Consider the following 18,541-nt stretch of genomic DNA (forward strand, 5'->3'; position numbering starts at 1 on the left):
ACATGTTCGGAATCAGCTTTCCCGAGATGATGCTGGTGGGGTTCGTCGCCCTGCTGGTGCTGGGTCCGGAGCGCCTGCCTGGTGCGGCGCGCACCGCGGGCCTATGGATCGGGCGCTTGCGGCGGAGCTTCAACAACATCCGCCAGGAGGTCGAGCGGGAGCTAGGTGCTGACGAAATTCGCCAGCAACTGCGCAACGAGCATATCCTCTCCATGGAACAGCGCGACAACCGGCCCAAGCCCAGCGCCGCCGCGCCGGAAGCCCCGACGCCTCCTGCGACCGTTGCTCCGCCCATGCCCCAGGACGTGGTTGCCGAACGCCCGCAGGATCCGCCCCAGACGCCGCCAAGAGCACCATGAGCGACAAGCCTTCCGAACACGACGACCAGGAAATGCCCCTGGTCTCGCACCTGACCGAATTGCGTACGCGCATCCTGAGATGCGTGCTGGCGACCTTTCTGATCTTTCTCGGGTTGTTCTACTTCGCCCAGAAGATCTACGCCTTCGCCTCCGAGCCGATCCGTCGCGTGTTGCCCGAAGGCGCGACCATGATCTCCACGGACGTTACCTCGCCGTTCCTGGCACCCTTCAAGCTGACCCTGGTGGTGTCCCTGTTCATCGCCATGCCGGTGATCCTGCACCAGGTCTGGGGCTTCGTGGCGCCCGGCCTGTACCGACACGAGAAGAAGATCGCCATCCCGCTGCTGATCTCCAGCATCATCCTGTTCTATGCCGGCATGGCCTTCGCCTACTACCTGGTGTTCCCGCTCATCTTCCACTTCTTCAGCAGCATCACGCCGGAAGGCGCCATGATGATGCCGGATCTGAACGCCTACCTGGATTTCATCCTGACGCTGTTCTTCGCCTTTGGCGTCGCCTTCGAGATCCCCGTGGCCACGGTACTGCTGATCTGGATCGGCGTGGTCGACGTCGCCTACCTGAAGAAGATCCGACCCTACGTCATCATCGGCTGCTTCGTGGTCGGCATGCTGCTGACGCCGCCCGACGTCTTCTCCCAGACCATGCTGGCCGTGCCCATGTGGATGCTGTTCGAGATCGGCCTGCTGTTCGGCCGCTTCGTGCAGAAGCGCGAGCGCCCCTTGGACGCTGAAGACGTCAACCCCGAGCCACAACCGCCCGCCGAACGCCCGTGAATCTGATCCTGCTCGAGGCGGCCGATTTCACGGCCGCTGGCGAGGTCCTGTTGCGCGATCAGCGCCGCCTCGCCCACCTTCGTGAAGTGCACCAGGCCGAGGCTGGAGATCGGCTGCGGGTAGGTCTGCTGGGTGGGCTGATGGGCACAGGTCAGCTCGAGGCCCTCAATGCCACTCAGGCCCGCCTGCTGGTGACCCTCGACCACCCGCCACCGGCCAAGCTCCCGCTCACCCTGCTGCTCGCCCTGCCCCGACCCAAGATGCTGCGCCGCGTACTGCAGACCGTTGCTGCCATGGGTGTCGCGCGGCTGGTGCTGCTCAACAGCTACCGGGTGGAAAAGAGTTTCTGGCAGACGCCCTTTCTCGAACCTGCTGCTATCGAGGAGCAGTTGCGCCTGGGGTTGGAACAGGCACGAGATACGGTGCTGCCGGAGGTACTGATCGAAAAACGCTTCAAGCCCTTCGTCGAGGATCGGCTACCAGCTCTGGCCGCCAATACGCGCGGCCTGGTCGGCCATCCAGGCGACTATCCGGCCTGCCCCCGCGCCCTGAACGAGCCCGTGACCCTGGCGATTGGCCCGGAAGGCGGCTGGATTCCCTATGAGGTCACCAAGCTCCAGGAAGCCGGCCTGCAGCCTGTCCAGCTGGGTGAGCGTATCCTGCGCGTGGAGAACGCCGTACCCGCCCTGCTCGCCCGCCTCTTCTGAATTCGGTAGCGCTAACGAAAAAGCCCCGGCGTCTGGCGACAGCGGGGCTTTTTCATGACGCGACACTAGCTCGTCAGGAGGCAGGCCGCGGATTCAGATTGGCCGGATTGGCCACGGCATCCGCCGCCGAGTCGCTGTGGGAACGCGGCCTGAGGGTGGCATAGGCCTCGCGCCAATTGCGGTGCTCTTCAGCCTTCCAGACCTGCAGGTGCAGTTGCGCCATGCCGTCCGGATCACTGAGCAGACGCCACTGGTCATCACCCTTGGTCTTGTCCGGACCCGCTGCCAGCACCCGCGCCACCCGCTCTTCGCGCAGGCGTCGCGCCGGCTCCACCACCTTGCCGTGGCGTGCGCGGGCCATGCCGATGGCCAGGGCGTTGAGCACCGGATCGACAGCGGCACGCAGGAAGCCTTTGGTCAGGGCATTGCGGTTGTTCAGGTGTAGGTACTCGTCGGTCGCTACCAGCTCCCGCGGGGGGGCGTACTCTTCCGGAATCAGGAACAGATGATGCCGACGACTACCCAGGCCCAGGTTGGTCCGGCTGGAGATCACCGAGACCGGCGCCGAAAGGATCAGCGACACCACGATGGGCGACAGCCACCAGAGGAAGCGCGGATCCAGCCAGGCCACGCCTGCGGTCCAGATCAAGCCGAGCAGCATCTGCGAGCCGTGGCGGCGGAAGGCCTCGCTCCAAGGCGTGTCATCGTCGTCACGCTGGGGCGAATTCCACTGCACCGACCAGCCGAGGAAGGCGGCGGTGACGAACACGGTGTGGAACAGCATCCGCACCGGTGCCAGGAGCACCGAGAAGAGCATTTCCAGCAGCATGGAGACGAACAGCCGCAGGCCACCGCCGAACTCCTTGGCGCCCTTGGCGACGATCAGCACCACGCTGAGCAGCTTGGGCAGGAACAGCAGCACCAGGGTGGTGGAGAACAGGGCGATGGCCTGTTCCGGATGCCACTGCGGCCATACCGGGAACAACTGCCGCGGCTGGAAGAAGTACTGGGGTTCCAGCAGCTTGTGGATCGCCAGCAAGGCCGTGGACAGCACCAGGAACAGGAACCACAGCGGCGCCGACAGGTAGGACATCACCCCGGTGAGGAACACCGCACGGTGCACCGGGTGCATGCCCTTGACCAGGAACAGCCGGAAGTTCATCAGGTTGCCATGGCACCAACGGCGGTCACGCTTGAGCTCGTCCAGCAGATTGGGTGGCAGTTCTTCGTAGCTGCCCGGCAGGTCGTAGGCGATCCACACGCCCCAACCGGAGCGCCGCATCAGCGCCGCTTCGACGAAGTCGTGGGAAAGAATGGCACCGGCGAACGAACCCTTGCCTGGCAGCGGTGCCAGGGCGCAGTGATCGATGAACGGCTTGACCCGGATGATGGCGTTGTGGCCCCAGTAGTGGGATTCACCCAGCTGCCAGAAATGCAGGCCCGCGGTGAACAACGGTCCATACACCCGGGTGGCGAACTGTTGCAGGCGGGCATAGAGGGTGTCCATGCCCGACGCCTTGGGCGCGGTCTGGATGATGCCGGCACGCGGATTGGCCTCCATCAACCGGACCAGGCTGGCCAGGCATTCGCCGCTCATCACGCTATCGGCGTCGAGCACCACCATGTACTTGTACTGGCTGCCCCAGCGGCGGCAGAAGTCGTCGATGTTGCCGCTCTTGCGCTTCACCCGACGGCGGCGACGGCGGTAGAAGATATGACCGAAGCCACCGACCTCGCGGCACAGCTCCAGCCAGGCCTTCTCCTCGGCCACGCATTTGTCCGGATCGTTACTGTCGCTGAGGATGAAGAAGTCAAAGTGCTCCAGCTCGCCGCTGGCCCTGACCGATTCATAGGTGGCGCGTAGACCGGCGAACACCCGCGGCACGTCTTCGTTGGCGATGGGCATCACCAGGGCGGTACGGGACTGCGGATCGATCGGCTCGGTGCCGGTGGAGCTGGCCGAGATGCTGTACTTGTCGCGCCCGCTCAGCAGTTGCCAGAAGCCCATGAGGGCGGTCCAAAAGCCGGCGGAGACCCAGCAGAACAACAGGGCGAAGAGCAACAGGATGCTGGTCTGCACCACATAGGGCAGTACCTGGCGGATGGACTCGCCCCAGCCCTGGCGATAGACCTCGCTGAGATCCACCAGCGCCCAGCCCTGGTAAGGCAGGACGGCCTTCATGTACCAGGTGGCGATGCCGGTTTGCACCAGCATCAGGATGAGCAGGATGAAGCGCCGGAAAGAGCCTACCTTGCGCCAATTGGCATGGGCATCGGCCTCGGGATCGGGCTGCCAGCGGCTGTGATCCTTGCGACCGAGCAGGCGCTTCCAGCCCCGCGCCACGGGATTGGTGCGCCAAGGATCGGGCACCATCATGGAGCGGGTCATGGGCGGCGTGGCCTTGATGAAGACGCGCCCCTGGGCATCGCTGCCGAGGAGTTCCCCGTCTTCCAGGGTATCGTCCCAGCCAGCGGCGAGACGGGCCTCGGTGGAGGCGATCACCGCTTCCGCGCCTCGGGCACCCTCGCCCCGAGCGCCGGCCAATTGCCGGTGCAGCGTCTCGATGTCGGTCGGCGTGTCCAACACCTGCCGCTGCCCAGCGGGCAGCGGCAGGTGTTCGAGGTAGTCGCCGGTAGTGGCGACCGAAGTATCGCGGGTACTGTTATTCATTGGCAGGTAGCTGGTAGGTCCAGGTTTCGCTGAGCGGCTTGTCGCCTTGGGCGAGGTTGGCGCGCATTTCCACCGGCTTGGTCGCGTCCTTGACCTTGAGTTTCAAGGTCAGGCGATAGCCCTTGGTCACCGGGTTGTAGCGCACCGAGTGATCGACCAATTCACCGTTGGCGTCCAGGCTGACCTGGGAGTCGACTTGGGAATCGTCCGGCAGATCTTCGAGATTCGGACCGACGAAGTCGATGATATAGGCCAGGCTGCCATCGGCCTGGCGGACCAGGTTGGGCTGCCGCACATCACCAGTGGACATTCGGGTCTGGGCCACCCAGGCCAGATTCTTGGTGTGGAATTTCGGCTCGTCGATGGTGAAGTTGATCCGATAGTTCATATCGATCGACTGGCCTTTCTCCGGCAACTTTTCCGGCGTCCAGAAGGCCACGATGTTGTCGTTGGTCTCATCCGGTGTCGGGATCTCGACCAGTTCGATACGGCCCTTGCCCCAGTCGCCCTTGGGCTCTACCCAGCCACTGGGACGCTTGTCGTAGCGCTCGTCCAGGTCTTCGTACTGATAGAAGTGATGACCGCGCTGCAGCAGGCCGAAGCCGCGGGGATTCTCGATGGTATAGGTGCTGACCGACAGGCGACGGGGGTTGTTCAGCGGGCGCCACAGCCACTCGCCATTGCCCGCCGCGATGGCCAGGCCATCGGAGTCGTGCAGGGCCGGACGGTAGTTGACCTGGGGACTCGGCTGGGTCGGGCTGAACAGGTACATGCTGGTCAGCGGAGCGATGCCGAGCTTGTTGACGTTGTCACGCAGGAACACCTTGGACTCGACATCGACGGTGCTGTCCGAGCCGGGGGTCAGCACCAGGCGGTAGGCGCCGGTGGCCCGCGGCGAATCCAGCAGGGCGTAGATCACCAGGTTGCGGCGGTCCGGCTGGGGCTGCTCGATCCAGAATTCGGTGAAGCGCGGGAATTCTTCGCCGGACGGCAGCGCGGTGTCGATCGCCAGGCCACGCGCGGACAGGCCATAGACCTGGTTCTTGCCGATGACGCGGAAGTAACTCGCGCCCAGCATGGTCATGACTTCGTCTTGTTTACCCGCCTTGTTCAGCGGATAGAGCACCTTGAAGCCGGCGAAGCCGAGGTCCTTGAGTTGCGCCTGGTCGACCTGCAGCTTGCCGAAATTGAACATCGACGGATCGTACTTGATCTCCTCGACGCCCGTGGCGGTGACCTCGTTGATCTTCACCGGCACGCTGTACTGCATACCCTCGTGATAGAAATTGAGGCGGAAGGGGGTCTTGGCATCCTTCCAGTAGGCCTTGTCCTGATTGAAGGTGATCTGCTGATAGTCGGCGTACTTCATGCCGCTGAAGGATGCGGGCAGGTTGCTCTTGGGCGCGACGAATTTCTGGCCGGAGAGTTCTTTGGCCTTGGCGGCCACGTCGTCCAGGCTGAAAGCCAGGGCTTGAGCACTGAACAGGCCCAGTGCGACGGATAGCCCGACGAGGGCAAAGCCCTGCTGGCCCAGCTTAACTTTGGAATTGGATAACACGCAGCCTCCTAAATCAGCGTACGAATACGTTAGGCGACCCGCGGTCGCGAAACGGATAGGCAGTGGTCCGACTCCCCCGGGACGGGATGATTCCCCGGTTGGACGACCGTTCAAACTCGAACTGCGCAATCATAGACACTTGGCAAGGCGCTGTAAGGGGCGCCCTCACTAAATCGACAATAAAAATGTCACGGGTCCATCGTTGATCAGGGAAACCTGCATATCGGCACCGAAGCGGCCAGTCTGAACCTCGGGATGCAGATCGCGAGCGAGGCTCACCAGGTGCCCGAACAGGCGCTCGCCCTGGGCGGGTGGCGCGGCGGTGGAAAAGCTCGGCCGCCGCCCGCTGCGGGTATCGGCGGCCAGGGTGAACTGGGAGACCAGCAACAGCCCACCGCCGACGTCCTGCAGCGACAGATTCATGCGCTGCTCGCCATCGGCGAACACCCGGTACTCCAGCAGGCGCTTGAGCATCCGAGCACAGGCTGCTTCGTCATCCTGCGGCTCGATACCGACGAACACCAGCAGGCCGGGGCCGATGGCGCCGACCGTGGCACCCTCGACTTCGACACTGGCGCGGGTGACCCGCTGCAGCAGCGCCTTCACTCGGCCTCCTGGGGCAGGTCGAGCAACTGCCGGGCGATCTGGTCGGTCGCCCGCACCAAGGCATCGCAGATACCGGGTTCGCTCGCCGCATGGCCGGCATCGCGGATGATCTGCAGCTCGCTGCCGGGCCAGGCCTGGTGCAGGGCCCAGGCGTTGTCCAGCGGACAGATCATGTCGTAGCGGCCATGGATGATCACCGCCGGGATATGGGCGATCTTCGGCATGTCCCGCAACAGCTGATCCGGCTCGAGGAAAGCATCGTTCACGAAGTAATGGCATTCGATGCGGGCGATGGCCAGGGCATGTTCGCTGAATTTCTCCAAAACATCGGGATTGGGCCTCAGCGTGGCGGTGCGGCCCTCCCAGCAGGACCAGGCGCGGGCGGCGGACATCTGCGCCAGCTCGTCCGGCCCGGTCAGGCGCCGGTAATAGGCGTTGATCAGGTCGTCGCGCTCTTCTTCGGCGATGGGGTGCAGGTAGTCCTGCCAGAAGTCGGGAAAGAGCCGGCTCGCCCCCTCCTGGTAGAACCAGTGCAGATCCACCGGGCGGCAGAGAAAGATGCCGCGCAGGATCATCGCGCGGACGCGCTCGGGATGGCGCTGGGCATAGGCCAGCGCCAGGGTCGAGCCCCAGGAACCGCCGAACAGTACCCACTGCTCGATGCCCAGGTGCTCGCGCAGCCGCTCGATGTCCTCGACCAGCTGCCAGGTGGTGTTGTTTTCCAGGCTGGCATAGGGCGTGGAGCGACCACAGCCGCGCTGGTCGAAGGTGACGATGCGATAGAGGTTGGGATCGAAGAAGCGCCGGCTGAGGCGATCGCATCCGGAACCCGGCCCACCGTGGATGAACAACACCGGCAGGCCGTCGGGCGAGCCGCTCTCATCGGCGTAGAGCACGTGGGGCGCTTCCACGGCCAGCTCGTGGCGGGCGTAAGGCTTGATTTCCGGATACAGATTCAACATATCACGCTCCACAGGCAGGTCTGCCCCTTCATCATAGACCTGCACCTTACCGGGTTTCCATGCCGCCTGGACTTGCCTCGTATCGGCTCGCGCCGCACCATCTGCCTGATCGCCGGAGGAGCCCGCCATGTCCCGTTCCACCCTGCAGTTGTTGCTGATCGACCCCCAGAACGATTTCTGCGATCTGCCGGGGGCTGCCCTGCCAGTACCCGGCGCGGTCGCCGGCCTTAGGCGCGTCGCCGGCCTGATCGAGCGCCTCGGCGCGCGACTCGATCAGGTCCATGTAACGCTGGATTCGCACCAGCCGCTGCACATCGCCCACCCGCACTGGTGGCAGGACGCTGCGGGCCAGCCGCCAGCGCCCTTCACCCAGATAGGTGCCGACGAGGTGGCCAGCGGACGCTGGCAAACCCGCGATCCAGCCGAACGGGCCCGCGGCCTGGCGTATGTGCAGGCCCTGGAAGTGGGCGGGCGCTATCGGCTGGTGATCTGGCCGGAGCATTGCCTGGTCGGTGGCTGGGGACATGGGGTGCAGCAGGACGTGCACCAGGCCCTCAACGCCTGGGGCCGTACCTGCGGGCGGCTGGTGGACTTCGTTGCCAAGGGCGGCAATCCCCATACCGAGCACTATTCGGCGCTCCGTGCCGAGGTGCCGGATCCGAAGGACCCCAAGACCTCGGTGGATGCCGGACTGATCGCGCGGCTGGCCCAGGCCGGGACCCTGCTGGTCGCCGGCGAGGCCCTGTCACACTGCGTGGCCAGCACCCTGCGCGACCTGCTGGGTTTCTGGCCGGCGAGTCGGCATCAGGATTTGGTGTTGCTGACCGATTGCAGTCATTCGGTGCCCGGCTTCGAAGCCCAGGGCACGGCCTTCTTGGAAGAGATGCGTGCGGCCGGGGTACGGCTGGCGGCATCGACGGACGAGCTGTTCTAGGCTTTGTCCAAAAAGTGCCTGCGCTCGGTCATGCGGCGTTAAAAATCCGTTCGGAATGCTCATTTACCACTCGTAAACTCCGCTTCCTCACGAATTTTTGCCTTGCCTGACCTTCCCTCGGCGACTTTTTGGACAAGCCCTAGCCCGCCCGTCCGCTGACTCACTTGATCTCGTAGAGTCCGGTATAGGTCGCCGAGGCCAGTTGATTGAGGTGGATCATGAAGCGGCCGACCGCATTGGTCGCTTCCGCCGGCACCGGCAGGTGTTCGACCTTGAGCGCATGCAGCTGGAAGATATAGCGGTGCGGCTTGTCGCCCTTGGGTGGCGCCGCGCCGCCGAAGCCGCGGGTGCCGTAGTCGTTGATCAGTTGCAGGGCGCCCGCCGGCAGGCCCGAACCATCAGCGCGCCCGGCATTTTCCGCGAGGCCCTGGGTGGTCACCGGAAGGTTGACCACCACCCAGTGCCAGAAACCGCTACCGGTGGGGGCATCGGGATCGTAGACGGTCAGCGCCAGACTCTTGGTGTCGGCCGGCAGATCCGACCACTGCAGGGCGGGTGAGATGTTCTCGCCGTGGGCGCCGAAATCGGCGACGTCGAATTCGTGGCGCTTGGGCATGAAGCCGTTGTCGGTAAAGGCGTCGGTCCAGAGTTTCACGGGCAGGCTCCTGGGTTCAGGGCATGTTGGCGTCGGTCTCGCGCCAGACGAGACGCTTGAGGTCGTAGCCCTTCTCGCGGGCGATGCGCAGCAGCTTTTCACGCTCCGCCGCAGAAATCGTCGGCTTGCGGGCCAGCACCCAGAGGTACTTGCGATCCGGACTGCCGACCAAGGCGGTCTTGTAGTCGTCATCGACATAGAGGATCCAGTACGGACCCTTGGCGATGTTGGGCAGCACGCCGCTGAACCAGGTGTCGAAGCGCACGTCCAGACGATCGGTCACACCGGGTTTGATCGGTGCCGCGGTGCCGGTGGCTTCTTCGACCTTGCCGTCCAGAGTACGGCAGCGATTGAACACGGCCAGCTTGCCGTCGGCCATGACGTGGTAGTTGGCCTCGGACTGGGCGCAGTTGCGCTGGAAGAACATCGGCAGCCGGGCGATCTCGTACCAGTGGCCCTGGTAGCGTTGCAGATCGACATTACCTGCCGTGAGCGGCGGCACCGGCCGCGGGCCACTGGCGCAGGCCGCGAGCAGACCCGCGGCGCCGACTAGCAGCAACAACTTGGTAGAGGTTTTCATCGCAGGCCCTGCCCGGCAAACATCGCCACCTTGTCATTGAGGTACTGCACGCTGATGAAGGAACCGCGATCCCCCCAGGTGCAGGTCGTGACGCCCAAGGCACCCGCGCATTCGGTAGGCGCGCCCAGGATATGCTCCACTTCTGCCTTGGTCTGCCCAGCCTTGAGCCGGGAATAGTTCTCCTGGGTGACCTTGCCACAGGCAACCAAGGCCAGGCTGCCTGCCAGAAGAAGCGCCATGCGCAGCTTCATACCTTTTTCCTCCATCCTGACGGCAAGGTTATAGAGCTCACCCAGCCGTCAGGGTTCGCTTCGTCAGCCAGCCAGATAGGAAGAGCGGGTCAGCCCCAGGCGCATGGCGTCGAGGAACTGGGTCCGCTCACGAGCGGTGAGACGGGCACTGGCGACCTTGTCGCGGTAGTAGGTCATCAGTTCCTCAGGCGAGAGGTGCACGTACCTGAGCATGTCCTCGATGGTGTCGTGGGTCTCGATACCCCCGTGGCGCACGCTGCCGTCGGCGTCCTGGTAAACGTTCACCGAGTCGGTGTCGCCGAACAGGTTGTGCATGTCGCCGAGAATCTCCTGGTAGGCACCCACCAGGAACACCGCCAGCAGGTAGTCCTCGCCTTCGCGCACCTCGTGTACCGGCAGGCTGGTCTCGATGCTCTGCTCGTCGACGTATTGCTTGATCTTGCCGTCGGAGTCGCAGGTCAGGTCCTGCAGCACGGCGCGCCGCACCGGCTCTTCATCCAGCCGGGTCAGGGGCACGATGGGCAGGATCTGGTCGATGGCCCAGGTGTCGGGCAGGCTCTGGAATACCGAGAAGTTGCAGATGTACTTGTCGGCCAGCTTGTCGTTGAGTTCGTCCAGCACCTGGCGATGGGAGCGCTGGCGGGCCTTGAGCTGGTTGTAGAGGCGGCGGCAGATGGCGAAGTAGCACTGCTCGGCCAGGGCCTTGTCGCTCAGATTCAGGGTACCGGCGGCGTACTGGGCGGCGGCCTCGCTGACGTACTGGGTGGCACGCCAGTAGGTTTCGGTGACCATCTCCGGATCGGTGTCGCCGAGCAGCTCGGCCAACCACTGCACCACCTCGGCCTTGCCCTCGAAGCGCTCCATGGCCGGCACGGCATCGTTGTGGCGCTCGACGTCGGTGACCTGCATCACCAGCATGGCGTGGTGGGCAGTCATGGCGCGGCCGCTTTCCGAAAAGATGTTGGGATGCGGCAATTCCTGCTGGTCGCAGAATTCCTTGAGCATGCCGACCACCGTACCGGCGTAGTCGTCCATGTCGTAGTTGATCGAGCTGGCGTTGCGCGAATGGGTACCGTCGTAGTCGACACCCAGACCGCCGCCGACGTCGATGTGATCCAGCGGCAGACCCAGGGCGCGCAGCTCGGCGTAGTAACGGATGGCTTCGCGGAAGCCCTGGCGGTAGTCGGCCAGGTTGGCGATCTGCGAACCCATGTGGAAGTGCAGCAGGCGCACGCCCTGCTCCAGACCGGCGGCGCGGAAGCGCTCGATCACCGACAGCAGCTGAGCGGCGGAAAGGCCGAACTTGGATTTCTCGCCGCCGGTATCGGCCCACTTGCTCGACGCCAGGGACGACAACCGGACCCGCAGGCCGACCTGGGGCGTGACCTTGAGCTCGGCCGCCTCCTCGATCACCAGCTGAACCTCGGATTCCTTCTCGATGACGATGAAGACGCTATGGCCGAGCTTCTGGCCCATCAAGGCCAGGCGGATGAATTCGCGGTCCTTGTAGCCGTTGCAGACGATGGTGCCACCCTTGGGCGCCAAGGCCAGCACCGCCATCAGCTCGGGCTTGGAGCCGGCTTCCAGGCCGATGGAGACATCGCGGGTGGCGATGATGTTTTCCACCACCGCTTCCTGCTGGTTGACCTTGATCGGATAGAGCGCGGTATAGCGGCCCTGGTAGTCGAGTCGCTCGATGTTGCGATCGAAGGCGCCCGTCAGATGGCGCACCTGGCCCTGCAGGATATCGGGGAAGCGTACCAGCAACGGCAAGGACAACCCCGCCTCGCGCAACTGGCCGACCAGGACGTGCAGGTCGATGGCTTGACCGTCCGGGCCATGGGGCCGGACCTCCACGTTGCCAGCGTCACTGATGGCGAAATAGCCAGCGCCCCAGTGGCGAATACCATAGACACTGCGGCTGTCCGCCACGGTCCACTGGCTGCCATCGTCTTTGCGCGTGCGTCGTGGGGACATTCGCGGGAATCTCCTGTAAGGAATCTTGCTTGGATGGACCGCCGGCAGGGGCGGTAAGTTGTACGCAGGGGCCCGAAGGTACGGCCTAGCCGCCTGAGCGCTTGGTCTTGAAGCCGCGCTTCTCGAGTTCGCCGACCAACAGGTCGACGTGATCACCCTGGATCTCGATGACGCCATCCTTGAGTGCGCCGCCGGTTCCGCAGCGGCGCTTGAGCACGCTGGCCAGCTCCTTGAGTTCATCACCCGTCAATGGCACGCCGGTGACAGTGGTCACCGTCTTGCCACCACGCCCCTTGGTCTCGCGCCGGACCCGGGCGATGCCATCGCCGGCCGGTGCCGGAGCCTGGGGCTCTTCCGGGCGGATGCGCCCCACATCGGTTGCGTACACCAGCCGGCTGAGGTCCGACAGGGATGCGGTTTTCTTGCTCATGGGGCGGTCCTCCCAGCGTGGGGACAGGCGTCGGGCATCAGGCGTCGGGCGCCTGGAGGAAACCTTGGATGTAGCGCCAGCCGGCACGGGCCGCGCTATTCCGGGGCCGCGCAATGTAGCAGCATCGCCGCCGGATGCTAAGGGACGAATGCGAGAAATTAAGGCAGGGATGCGACATCTGCATGACTGACGACGAGTCGCAGGGCTTCCAGCGAATCTGGGCAGTACGGCAGGGTGCGAGCCTGCTGCAGAACGACCGCGGGCGGCAGGAAGCGCGCTTCCAGGACCTCTTCCGGCTGCAAGCGCAAGGGGCCGTCCCAGCACGCGCTGAATACCCCGCCCCAGAGGCGGTTGCCCGGTTCCTCGTAATAGAAGGTGCCATGCTCACGCAGCGGTACGCCACTCACGCCCAGCTCTTCTGCCAGCTCCCGGGCGGCCGACTCGGCATAGCTCTCCCCCGGCGCCACCATGCCGCCGGCCGCCACGTCCCAGTAGCCCGGATAGAGTGCCTTGCTCAGGGTACGCCTGTGCACGCACAACTCTCCGGCGGTATTGAAGAGCAGGATGAAGGTGCAGCGACCGATCAGGCCACGGGCGCGCAACTCGGCCCGTGGCAGGTTGCCCTGTTCACGATCCTCGCGATCTACCCAGACCACGAGCTCGCGATCCGACGCGGCGCGATGCGCCGCTTCCCGATCGCTGACCGCCATCAGCCCTGCTCCAGCAACTGACGCAGGTCGATGATGGCGGCATTGGCGCGAGAGATGTAGTTGGCGATCACCAGCGAATGGTTGGCCAGGATGCCGAAGCCGCTGCCGTTGAGGATCATCGGACTCCAGACCGGCTGCTGCGCCGCTTCCAGTTCGCGAATGATCTCGCGCACGTTCACCGTGGCGTTCTTCTTCGCCAGGGTATCGGCGAAGTCCACCTCGATGGCGCGCAGGATATGCGACAGCGCCCAGGCCTGACCGCGGGCCTCGTAGAAGACGTTGTCGATCTGCAGCCAGGGCGTCTCGACACGCTGCTCGTGCACCTCCGGCACCTGGCCGGCCGGGATGTCCTGGTTCGGCCGCAGCTCGGCATCCAGGCGCACCCGGCCGACACTGGCGGAAAGTCGCTGGGACAGCGAACCCAGGCGGGTCTCGACATCACCCAGCCAGTTACGCAGGTTGTCGGCGCGCGAATAGAAGTAGGCGGTAGGTTGTCCCTGGACGTTCTGGCCGCCGAGGCGGGCGAGATAACGATCCAGCGAGGCAATACCGGCGCGGTATTCCGACTCGGACGAGGGCATGGCCCAGCTATGGTTGTCGAAGTTGAAGCGCGGTTCGGCCTGAGCCAGGTCGACGTCCTCGGTGGACTGCGACTGGGAGCGGGCGAAGTCCTTGCGCAAGGCGCGGGCCAGGTCACGGGTCTGCACCAGCACGCCATATTCCCAGGAGGGCATGTCGTCGAGCCAGACGCCCGGCGGCATGATGTCGTTGGACAGGTAGCCACCCGGCTTGTCGAGCAGGGTGGAGGCCACCTGCTTGAGCGTCTCGACGGTGGTGTAGCCCAGCACCAGCTTGCGCCCGCTGGCCGCGGCCGCTTCCTGGGCGTGCTGCTGTACCGGGAAGAAGTCCGGCTCGCGACTCCAGTACCAGCCGAGCGCCAAGGTGACCAGCAGATAGATAGCCACCAGCACCGCCACCAGCCGGAGCCAACCCGACCTCACATTCCACGACCGCATGAACATTTCCTTGCGTGATTTCAAAAGGGTTTGCGCTTGGACTCCTGGCAAGGGCGCCGGTTGCGCCGGGATTTCCAGGAAAAGGCCCAAGGCCGCGTCAGCCGCCACCTTCCAGACTAGAGCAGCAAGCGACGAACGCTACTCCAGAAGCGACCGGCAGTGTCCGTCCCCGCGGCATTGCCGCCGCTAACCAGAGTACCGCCTCCCCCCTGCCAGTCAGCAATTGGTAGCATAGGGCCACCACCTCAAGAATGATGGATCATTTCGTGAGCGAGCATGACGACCCGAATCGAGACCGCCTCAAGCTGCACTTCGCCCAGCGGGTCATTCATCAATCGCGTCAGGTCCTGGAGATCTGGCAGCGGCTGCAACGAAACGAGTGGAATGCCAGCAGCCTCGCCGAACTGACCGACGCCAACGCGCGTCTGCTGCAATACGCCAAGCGCTTCGAGCAGCAGGGGCATGCCGACCTCGCCGAAGCCATTGGCGGCACCCTGATCCAGGTGGTCGCCAACCGGGGCCGGCTCAACAGTCAGGCCATCACCGAACTCAGCCAGGCCATGCAGAGCCTGTCGCACACTGGGCTGCGCCAGGGCGATCAACTGGAAACCACCAGCCTGCCGCCGCTACGCAAGCCGATCTATATCGCCTTGCTCGATATCGAGCGCGCCGAGCGGCTGGCCCAGCAGATGGAGTATTTCGGCGTCATCATCCAGATCAGCCGCGATACCGATGACTTCCGCCAGATGATGGACAGCCGTCACCCCGCAGTGATCGTCATGGATGTGGACTTCGGTGGCACGGGCGCCGGCATCCAGCTGGCCCTGGAAGCCCAGGTCGGCCTGGAGCGCAAGCTGCCGGTGCTGTTTTACAGCCACCAGGAAGCCGATACGCCGTTTCGCCTGGCGGCGGTCCGGGCTGGTGGCCAGGAGTTCTACACCGGCACCCTGGATTCGGCGCGCCTGTTGGAAAAGATCGAAACCCTCACCCGCACCGTCTATTACGATCCGATCCGCGCCCTGGTGGTGGACGACTCCCGCGCCCAGGCCATGGCCACGGAAATGGCACTCAACAGTGCCGGTATCGTCACCCGCACCCTGATGCAACCGGGCGCGGTCATGGCCCACCTAGCCGAATTCGCCCCCGACCTGATCATCCTCGACATGTACATGCCCGAGTGCATCGGGACCGAGTTGGCCAAGGTCATCCGCCAGCACGAGCGCTATGTCAGCGTCCCCATCATCTATCTGTCGGCCGAGGGCGATCTCGACAAGCAGCTGGACGCCATGAGTGAAGGCGGCGACGACTTCCTCACCAAGCCAATCAAGCCGCGCCACCTGATCGCCACCGTGCGCACCCGCGCCGCTCGCGCCCGCAGCCTCCAGGCACGCATCGTCCAGGACAGCCTCACCGGTCTGTACAACCACACCCATACCTTGCAATTGCTGGAAGACGCCTGCTTCCGCGCCCGGCGTACCCAGCGGCCGATCACCTTCGCCATGCTCGACATCGACCATTTCAAGCAGGTCAACGACCACTATGGTCATCCCATGGGGGATCGGGTGATCAAGAGTCTGGCGCTGTTTCTCAAGCAGCGGCTGCGCAAATCCGATCACATCGGCCGCTACGGTGGCGAGGAATTCGCCGTGGTGCTGCCGGATACCGATCTGCCCACCGCCATGCGCTTGATCGAAGAGATCCGCCAGCGCTTCGCTGAAATCTGCTTTCCCGCGCCGCCCAAGGAACTCAGTTGCACCTTCAGCGCAGGACTGGCGCAATTACAGCCCGGCCAGGAGATCACGCTGCTGGCCAAGCAGGCGGACGAGGCGCTCTACAGTGCCAAACGGGCCGGGCGCAATTGCGTACGCCAGTACGGCCAGGACTAGCCGGACGCTGCTGGCACCTCTGTTATGATCGGCCGCTGCCGACCGTTGAGAAGCCCATGCGTGTCCTGCTGCTCCTGCTCACCCTGCTCACCCTGCTGCTGACCCCGCCCGCCACGGCCGGCCTGTTCGATGCGCCGCGACCGGCCGCCGAGCTGGGGCTGAACGGCCAGCGCGCCAGTCAGGCCTTCCTGCCGGTGGATCAGGCCTTTCGCCTGGAGCAGCGCCGCGACGCCGAGGGGCGCACGGTGGTGCGCTTCATCATCGCCGAAGGCTACTACCTCTATCGTCAGCGCTTCGCCTTCGACGCCACTCCCGGCCTGCTGACCGGCCCGGTACCGCTGCCACCCGGCGAGCCCAAGCACGACGAATGGTTCGGCGACGTCCAGGTCTATCACACCGGAGTGGACATACCCCTGCCCCTGGCTCCCAACCGCGGTGGCCAGATCAAGGTCACCTATCAAGGTTGCGCCGATCGCGGACTCTGCTATCCACCGGAAACCCGCGTCCTGGAGATCGCGGGGGCGACGGCCTCCCCGACGGCCACGCAAGAGGCATCCTCTTCCGTCGCCGAGCAGGATTGGCGCACGCGGCTCCTGTTCGCCTTTCTCGCCGGACTCGGGCTGACCTTCACGCCCTGCGTACTGCCGATGTTGCCCATCGTGTCGGCGGTGGTGCTGGCCGGCAAGGCACGCCCGGGACGTGGCCTAGTGTTGGCGTTGGCCTATGTGGTGCCCATGGCCCTGAGTTTTGCCTCCCTGGGCGCGCTCATGGGCGTTTTCGGCGCCAGTCTCAACCTGCAAGCGCAACTGCAATCGCCCTGGGTGCTGATCCCCTTCGCCCTGCTGTTCCTGCTATTCGCCCTGGCCATGTTCGGCCTCTTCGAACTGCGACTGCCGGGCGCCTTGCGCGATCGCCTGGAACACCTGGCCAGCGGTACCCGTGGCGGCTCGGTCGGCGGCGCCGCGGTGCTGGGCGTGCTGTCCAGCCTGATCGTCTCGCCTTGCGTATCGGCGCCCCTGGCAGGGCTGCTGCTCTATATCAGCAGCACTGCCGATTGGCTGGGTGGGGGTCTTGCCCTCTTCGCCCTCGGCCTGGGCATGGGTACCCCGCTGATTCTGGTCGCAGCGGGCGGCGGGGCCCTGTTGCCGCGCAGTGGCGCCTGGCTGGTGGGCATGCGCAATGCCTTCGGTGTGCTCCTGCTGGCCGTGGCGCTCTGGCTGCTCGAACGCCTGCTGCCGGGACCCTTGGCGCTGGCCGCCTGGGGTCTGCTGTCCGCCGGTGTCGGTCTCTTCCTCGGCGCCCTGGAGTTCGTGCCCAAGCCCCCCCGCCAGCGGCTGTTGCAACTGGCCGGCCTGGCCTTGCTGCTGTACGGCGTGACCTGTGGCATCGGTGCCCTGCGCGGTGCCAGCGATCCACTGCGACCACTGGGCGAATCCGCCGCGCCTTCGGCAACCGCACGCCAGGACGGCATGCGTACCCTGAGCGATCCGCAGGCGCTGGCCGCCAGTCTCGGCCAGGGTCGTCCGGTGCTGGTCGATGTCTACGCCGACTGGTGCATCAGCTGCAAGTTGCTCGAACGCGAGGTCTTCGATAACCCGGCGGTGCAGGCGCAACTGCGCGACTTCACGCTGATTCGCTTCGATATGACGCAAAGCACCCGGGAACAACGGCAATGGCTGGAGCGCCAGGGTCTGTTCGGTCCACCCGCCGTGCTGTTCTACGATCGGCACGGCAAGGAAGCCTATGCGAGTCGTATCGTCGGCGAAATCGATGCCGCCGCCTTTCTTGCCCGGCTGGACCAGGCGAAAAGGCTGATCGCCAGCGATTAGATAAATTTCGCCCAACGTGCCGGCATTTCCGGCAAACGTCCAGCGACTGGACAGTCACCTCCGGTTGCGGCATAGTCCGCGGCCAATCTGGTTGCGAAAACGTGAGGCGAGCGGCTATGGCGCATCTGCTGGTACTGCATGGGCCCAACCTGAATCTGCTGGGCACCCGGGAGCCGGGCGTGTACGGGGCCACCACCCTGACAGAGATCAACGCCGATCTCGAGGCGCGTGCCAAGGCCGCCGGGCATCGTCTGCAGTACCTGCAAAGCAATGCCGAGCACCTGCTGATCGAACGCATCCACGCCGCGCGTGACGAAGGGGTGGATTTCATCCTGATCAATCCGGCCGCCTTCACCCATACCAGCGTCGCCCTACGTGACGCCTTGCTCGCGGTGAGCATCCCATTCATCGAGGTGCACCTATCCAACGTGCACAAGCGCGAACCCTTCCGCCACCACTCCTACTTTTCCGACGTGGCGGTCGGGGTCATCTGCGGGCTCGGCGCCAGTGGCTACCGCCTGGCGCTGGAAGCCGCCTGCGAACAGCTCGCCAACCGCAGCTGAGCGCGACCTGATTCTCTAGAACATCATCAAGAACCCGAGGGGAGAGCCAACGC

The 18,541-nt window shown here is 64.8% G+C and carries 18 protein-coding genes; 7 read left to right on the forward strand and 11 right to left on the reverse strand.

Annotation, left to right across the window (positions count from 1 at the left end; translation table 11 throughout):
• Positions 1–2 precede the first annotated feature (2 nt).
• The 3 genes from tatB to FAZ11_RS04235 are packed head-to-tail and all read left to right on the forward strand — an operon-like array spanning position 3 to position 1,860.
• Positions 3–359 carry a Sec-independent protein translocase protein TatB gene (tatB, locus tag FAZ11_RS04225; RefSeq protein ID WP_058764954.1) on the forward strand — a complete coding sequence of 119 codons (357 nt, stop codon included), beginning with the start codon at positions 3–5 and terminating at the stop codon, positions 357–359.
• Positions 356–1,153, forward strand: a complete 798-nt coding sequence (tatC, locus tag FAZ11_RS04230; protein WP_058764956.1) for a twin-arginine translocase subunit TatC — start codon at positions 356–358, stop codon at positions 1,151–1,153. The genes tatB and tatC overlap by 4 nt, the downstream gene beginning before the upstream one ends.
• Positions 1,150–1,860, forward strand: coding sequence for a 16S rRNA (uracil(1498)-N(3))-methyltransferase (locus FAZ11_RS04235; RefSeq protein ID WP_058773813.1), 711 nt, complete (start codon positions 1,150–1,152; stop codon positions 1,858–1,860). Before tatC ends, FAZ11_RS04235 begins: the two co-directional genes overlap by 4 nt.
• Before the next feature lie 73 nt (positions 1,861–1,933).
• On the opposite strand, the gene mdoH is transcribed toward FAZ11_RS04235, so the two are convergent.
• From mdoH to pip, 4 genes are all read right to left on the reverse strand, one after another.
• Positions 1,934–4,531 carry a glucans biosynthesis glucosyltransferase MdoH gene (gene mdoH, locus FAZ11_RS04240; RefSeq protein WP_058773812.1) on the reverse strand — a complete coding sequence of 866 codons (2,598 nt, stop codon included), beginning with the start codon at positions 4,529–4,531 and terminating at the stop codon, positions 1,934–1,936.
• Positions 4,524–6,089 (reverse strand): glucan biosynthesis protein G, encoded by a 1,566-nt coding sequence (locus FAZ11_RS04245; protein WP_058764963.1) that lies wholly within the window; start codon positions 6,087–6,089, stop codon positions 4,524–4,526. Before FAZ11_RS04245 ends, mdoH begins: the two co-directional genes overlap by 8 nt.
• 168 nt (positions 6,090–6,257) lie before the next feature.
• Positions 6,258–6,695, reverse strand: coding sequence for a D-aminoacyl-tRNA deacylase (gene dtd, locus FAZ11_RS04250; RefSeq protein WP_058782984.1), 438 nt, complete (start codon positions 6,693–6,695; stop codon positions 6,258–6,260).
• Positions 6,692–7,657, reverse strand: a complete 966-nt coding sequence (gene pip, locus FAZ11_RS04255) for a prolyl aminopeptidase (protein WP_058764967.1) — start codon at positions 7,655–7,657, stop codon at positions 6,692–6,694. Before pip ends, dtd begins: the two co-directional genes overlap by 4 nt.
• Positions 7,658–7,784: 127 nt before the next feature.
• On the opposite strand from pip, the gene FAZ11_RS04260 reads away from it, so the two are divergent.
• Positions 7,785–8,591, forward strand: coding sequence for a cysteine hydrolase family protein (locus tag FAZ11_RS04260; protein WP_058782983.1), 807 nt, complete (start codon positions 7,785–7,787; stop codon positions 8,589–8,591).
• A gap of 160 nt (positions 8,592–8,751) precedes the next feature.
• On the opposite strand, the gene FAZ11_RS04265 is transcribed toward FAZ11_RS04260, so the two are convergent.
• The 7 genes from FAZ11_RS04265 to FAZ11_RS04295 form a co-directional block, all read right to left on the reverse strand.
• Positions 8,752–9,246, reverse strand: coding sequence for a YbhB/YbcL family Raf kinase inhibitor-like protein (locus FAZ11_RS04265; protein ID WP_081320675.1), 495 nt, complete (start codon positions 9,244–9,246; stop codon positions 8,752–8,754).
• A gap of 16 nt (positions 9,247–9,262) precedes the next feature.
• Positions 9,263–9,826 (reverse strand): lipocalin family protein, encoded by a 564-nt coding sequence (locus FAZ11_RS04270; RefSeq protein WP_058764972.1) that lies wholly within the window; start codon positions 9,824–9,826, stop codon positions 9,263–9,265.
• Positions 9,823–10,077 carry a hypothetical protein gene (locus tag FAZ11_RS04275; RefSeq protein ID WP_058764974.1) on the reverse strand — a complete coding sequence of 85 codons (255 nt, stop codon included), beginning with the start codon at positions 10,075–10,077 and terminating at the stop codon, positions 9,823–9,825. Before FAZ11_RS04275 ends, FAZ11_RS04270 begins: the two co-directional genes overlap by 4 nt.
• A gap of 63 nt (positions 10,078–10,140) precedes the next feature.
• Positions 10,141–12,054, reverse strand: a complete 1,914-nt coding sequence (gene speA / locus FAZ11_RS04280) for an arginine decarboxylase (RefSeq protein WP_058764976.1) — start codon at positions 12,052–12,054, stop codon at positions 10,141–10,143.
• Between the two features lie 85 nt (positions 12,055–12,139).
• Positions 12,140–12,484 (reverse strand): translation initiation factor Sui1, encoded by a 345-nt coding sequence (locus tag FAZ11_RS04285; protein ID WP_058782982.1) that lies wholly within the window; start codon positions 12,482–12,484, stop codon positions 12,140–12,142.
• 158 nt (positions 12,485–12,642) lie between these two features.
• A complete protein-coding gene (locus tag FAZ11_RS04290) occupies positions 12,643–13,194 on the reverse strand; it encodes an NUDIX hydrolase (RefSeq protein WP_058766221.1) in 552 nt (183 codons plus the stop codon).
• On the reverse strand, positions 13,194–14,210 hold the full coding sequence (locus FAZ11_RS04295; protein WP_058765003.1) for a DUF2333 family protein: 1,017 nt from the start codon (positions 14,208–14,210) through the stop codon (positions 13,194–13,196). The genes FAZ11_RS04290 and FAZ11_RS04295 overlap by 1 nt, the downstream gene beginning before the upstream one ends.
• A gap of 266 nt (positions 14,211–14,476) precedes the next feature.
• On the opposite strand from FAZ11_RS04295, the gene FAZ11_RS04300 reads away from it, so the two are divergent.
• From FAZ11_RS04300 to aroQ, 3 genes are all read left to right on the forward strand, one after another.
• Positions 14,477–16,096: a response regulator gene (locus FAZ11_RS04300; protein WP_058765005.1), complete on the forward strand. Its 1,620-nt coding sequence runs from the start codon at positions 14,477–14,479 to the stop codon at positions 16,094–16,096.
• Between the two features lie 56 nt (positions 16,097–16,152).
• On the forward strand, positions 16,153–17,925 hold the full coding sequence (gene dsbD / locus FAZ11_RS04305; RefSeq protein WP_058782981.1) for a protein-disulfide reductase DsbD: 1,773 nt from the start codon (positions 16,153–16,155) through the stop codon (positions 17,923–17,925).
• A 116-nt stretch (positions 17,926–18,041) separates the two neighbouring features.
• A complete protein-coding gene (gene aroQ / locus FAZ11_RS04310) occupies positions 18,042–18,488 on the forward strand; it encodes a type II 3-dehydroquinate dehydratase (RefSeq protein WP_058782980.1) in 447 nt (148 codons plus the stop codon).
• Positions 18,489–18,541 lie beyond the last annotated feature (53 nt).

This window comes from Pseudomonas rhizoryzae (assembly GCF_005250615.1).
Taxonomy (GTDB): domain Bacteria; phylum Pseudomonadota; class Gammaproteobacteria; order Pseudomonadales; family Pseudomonadaceae; genus Chryseomonas; species Chryseomonas rhizoryzae.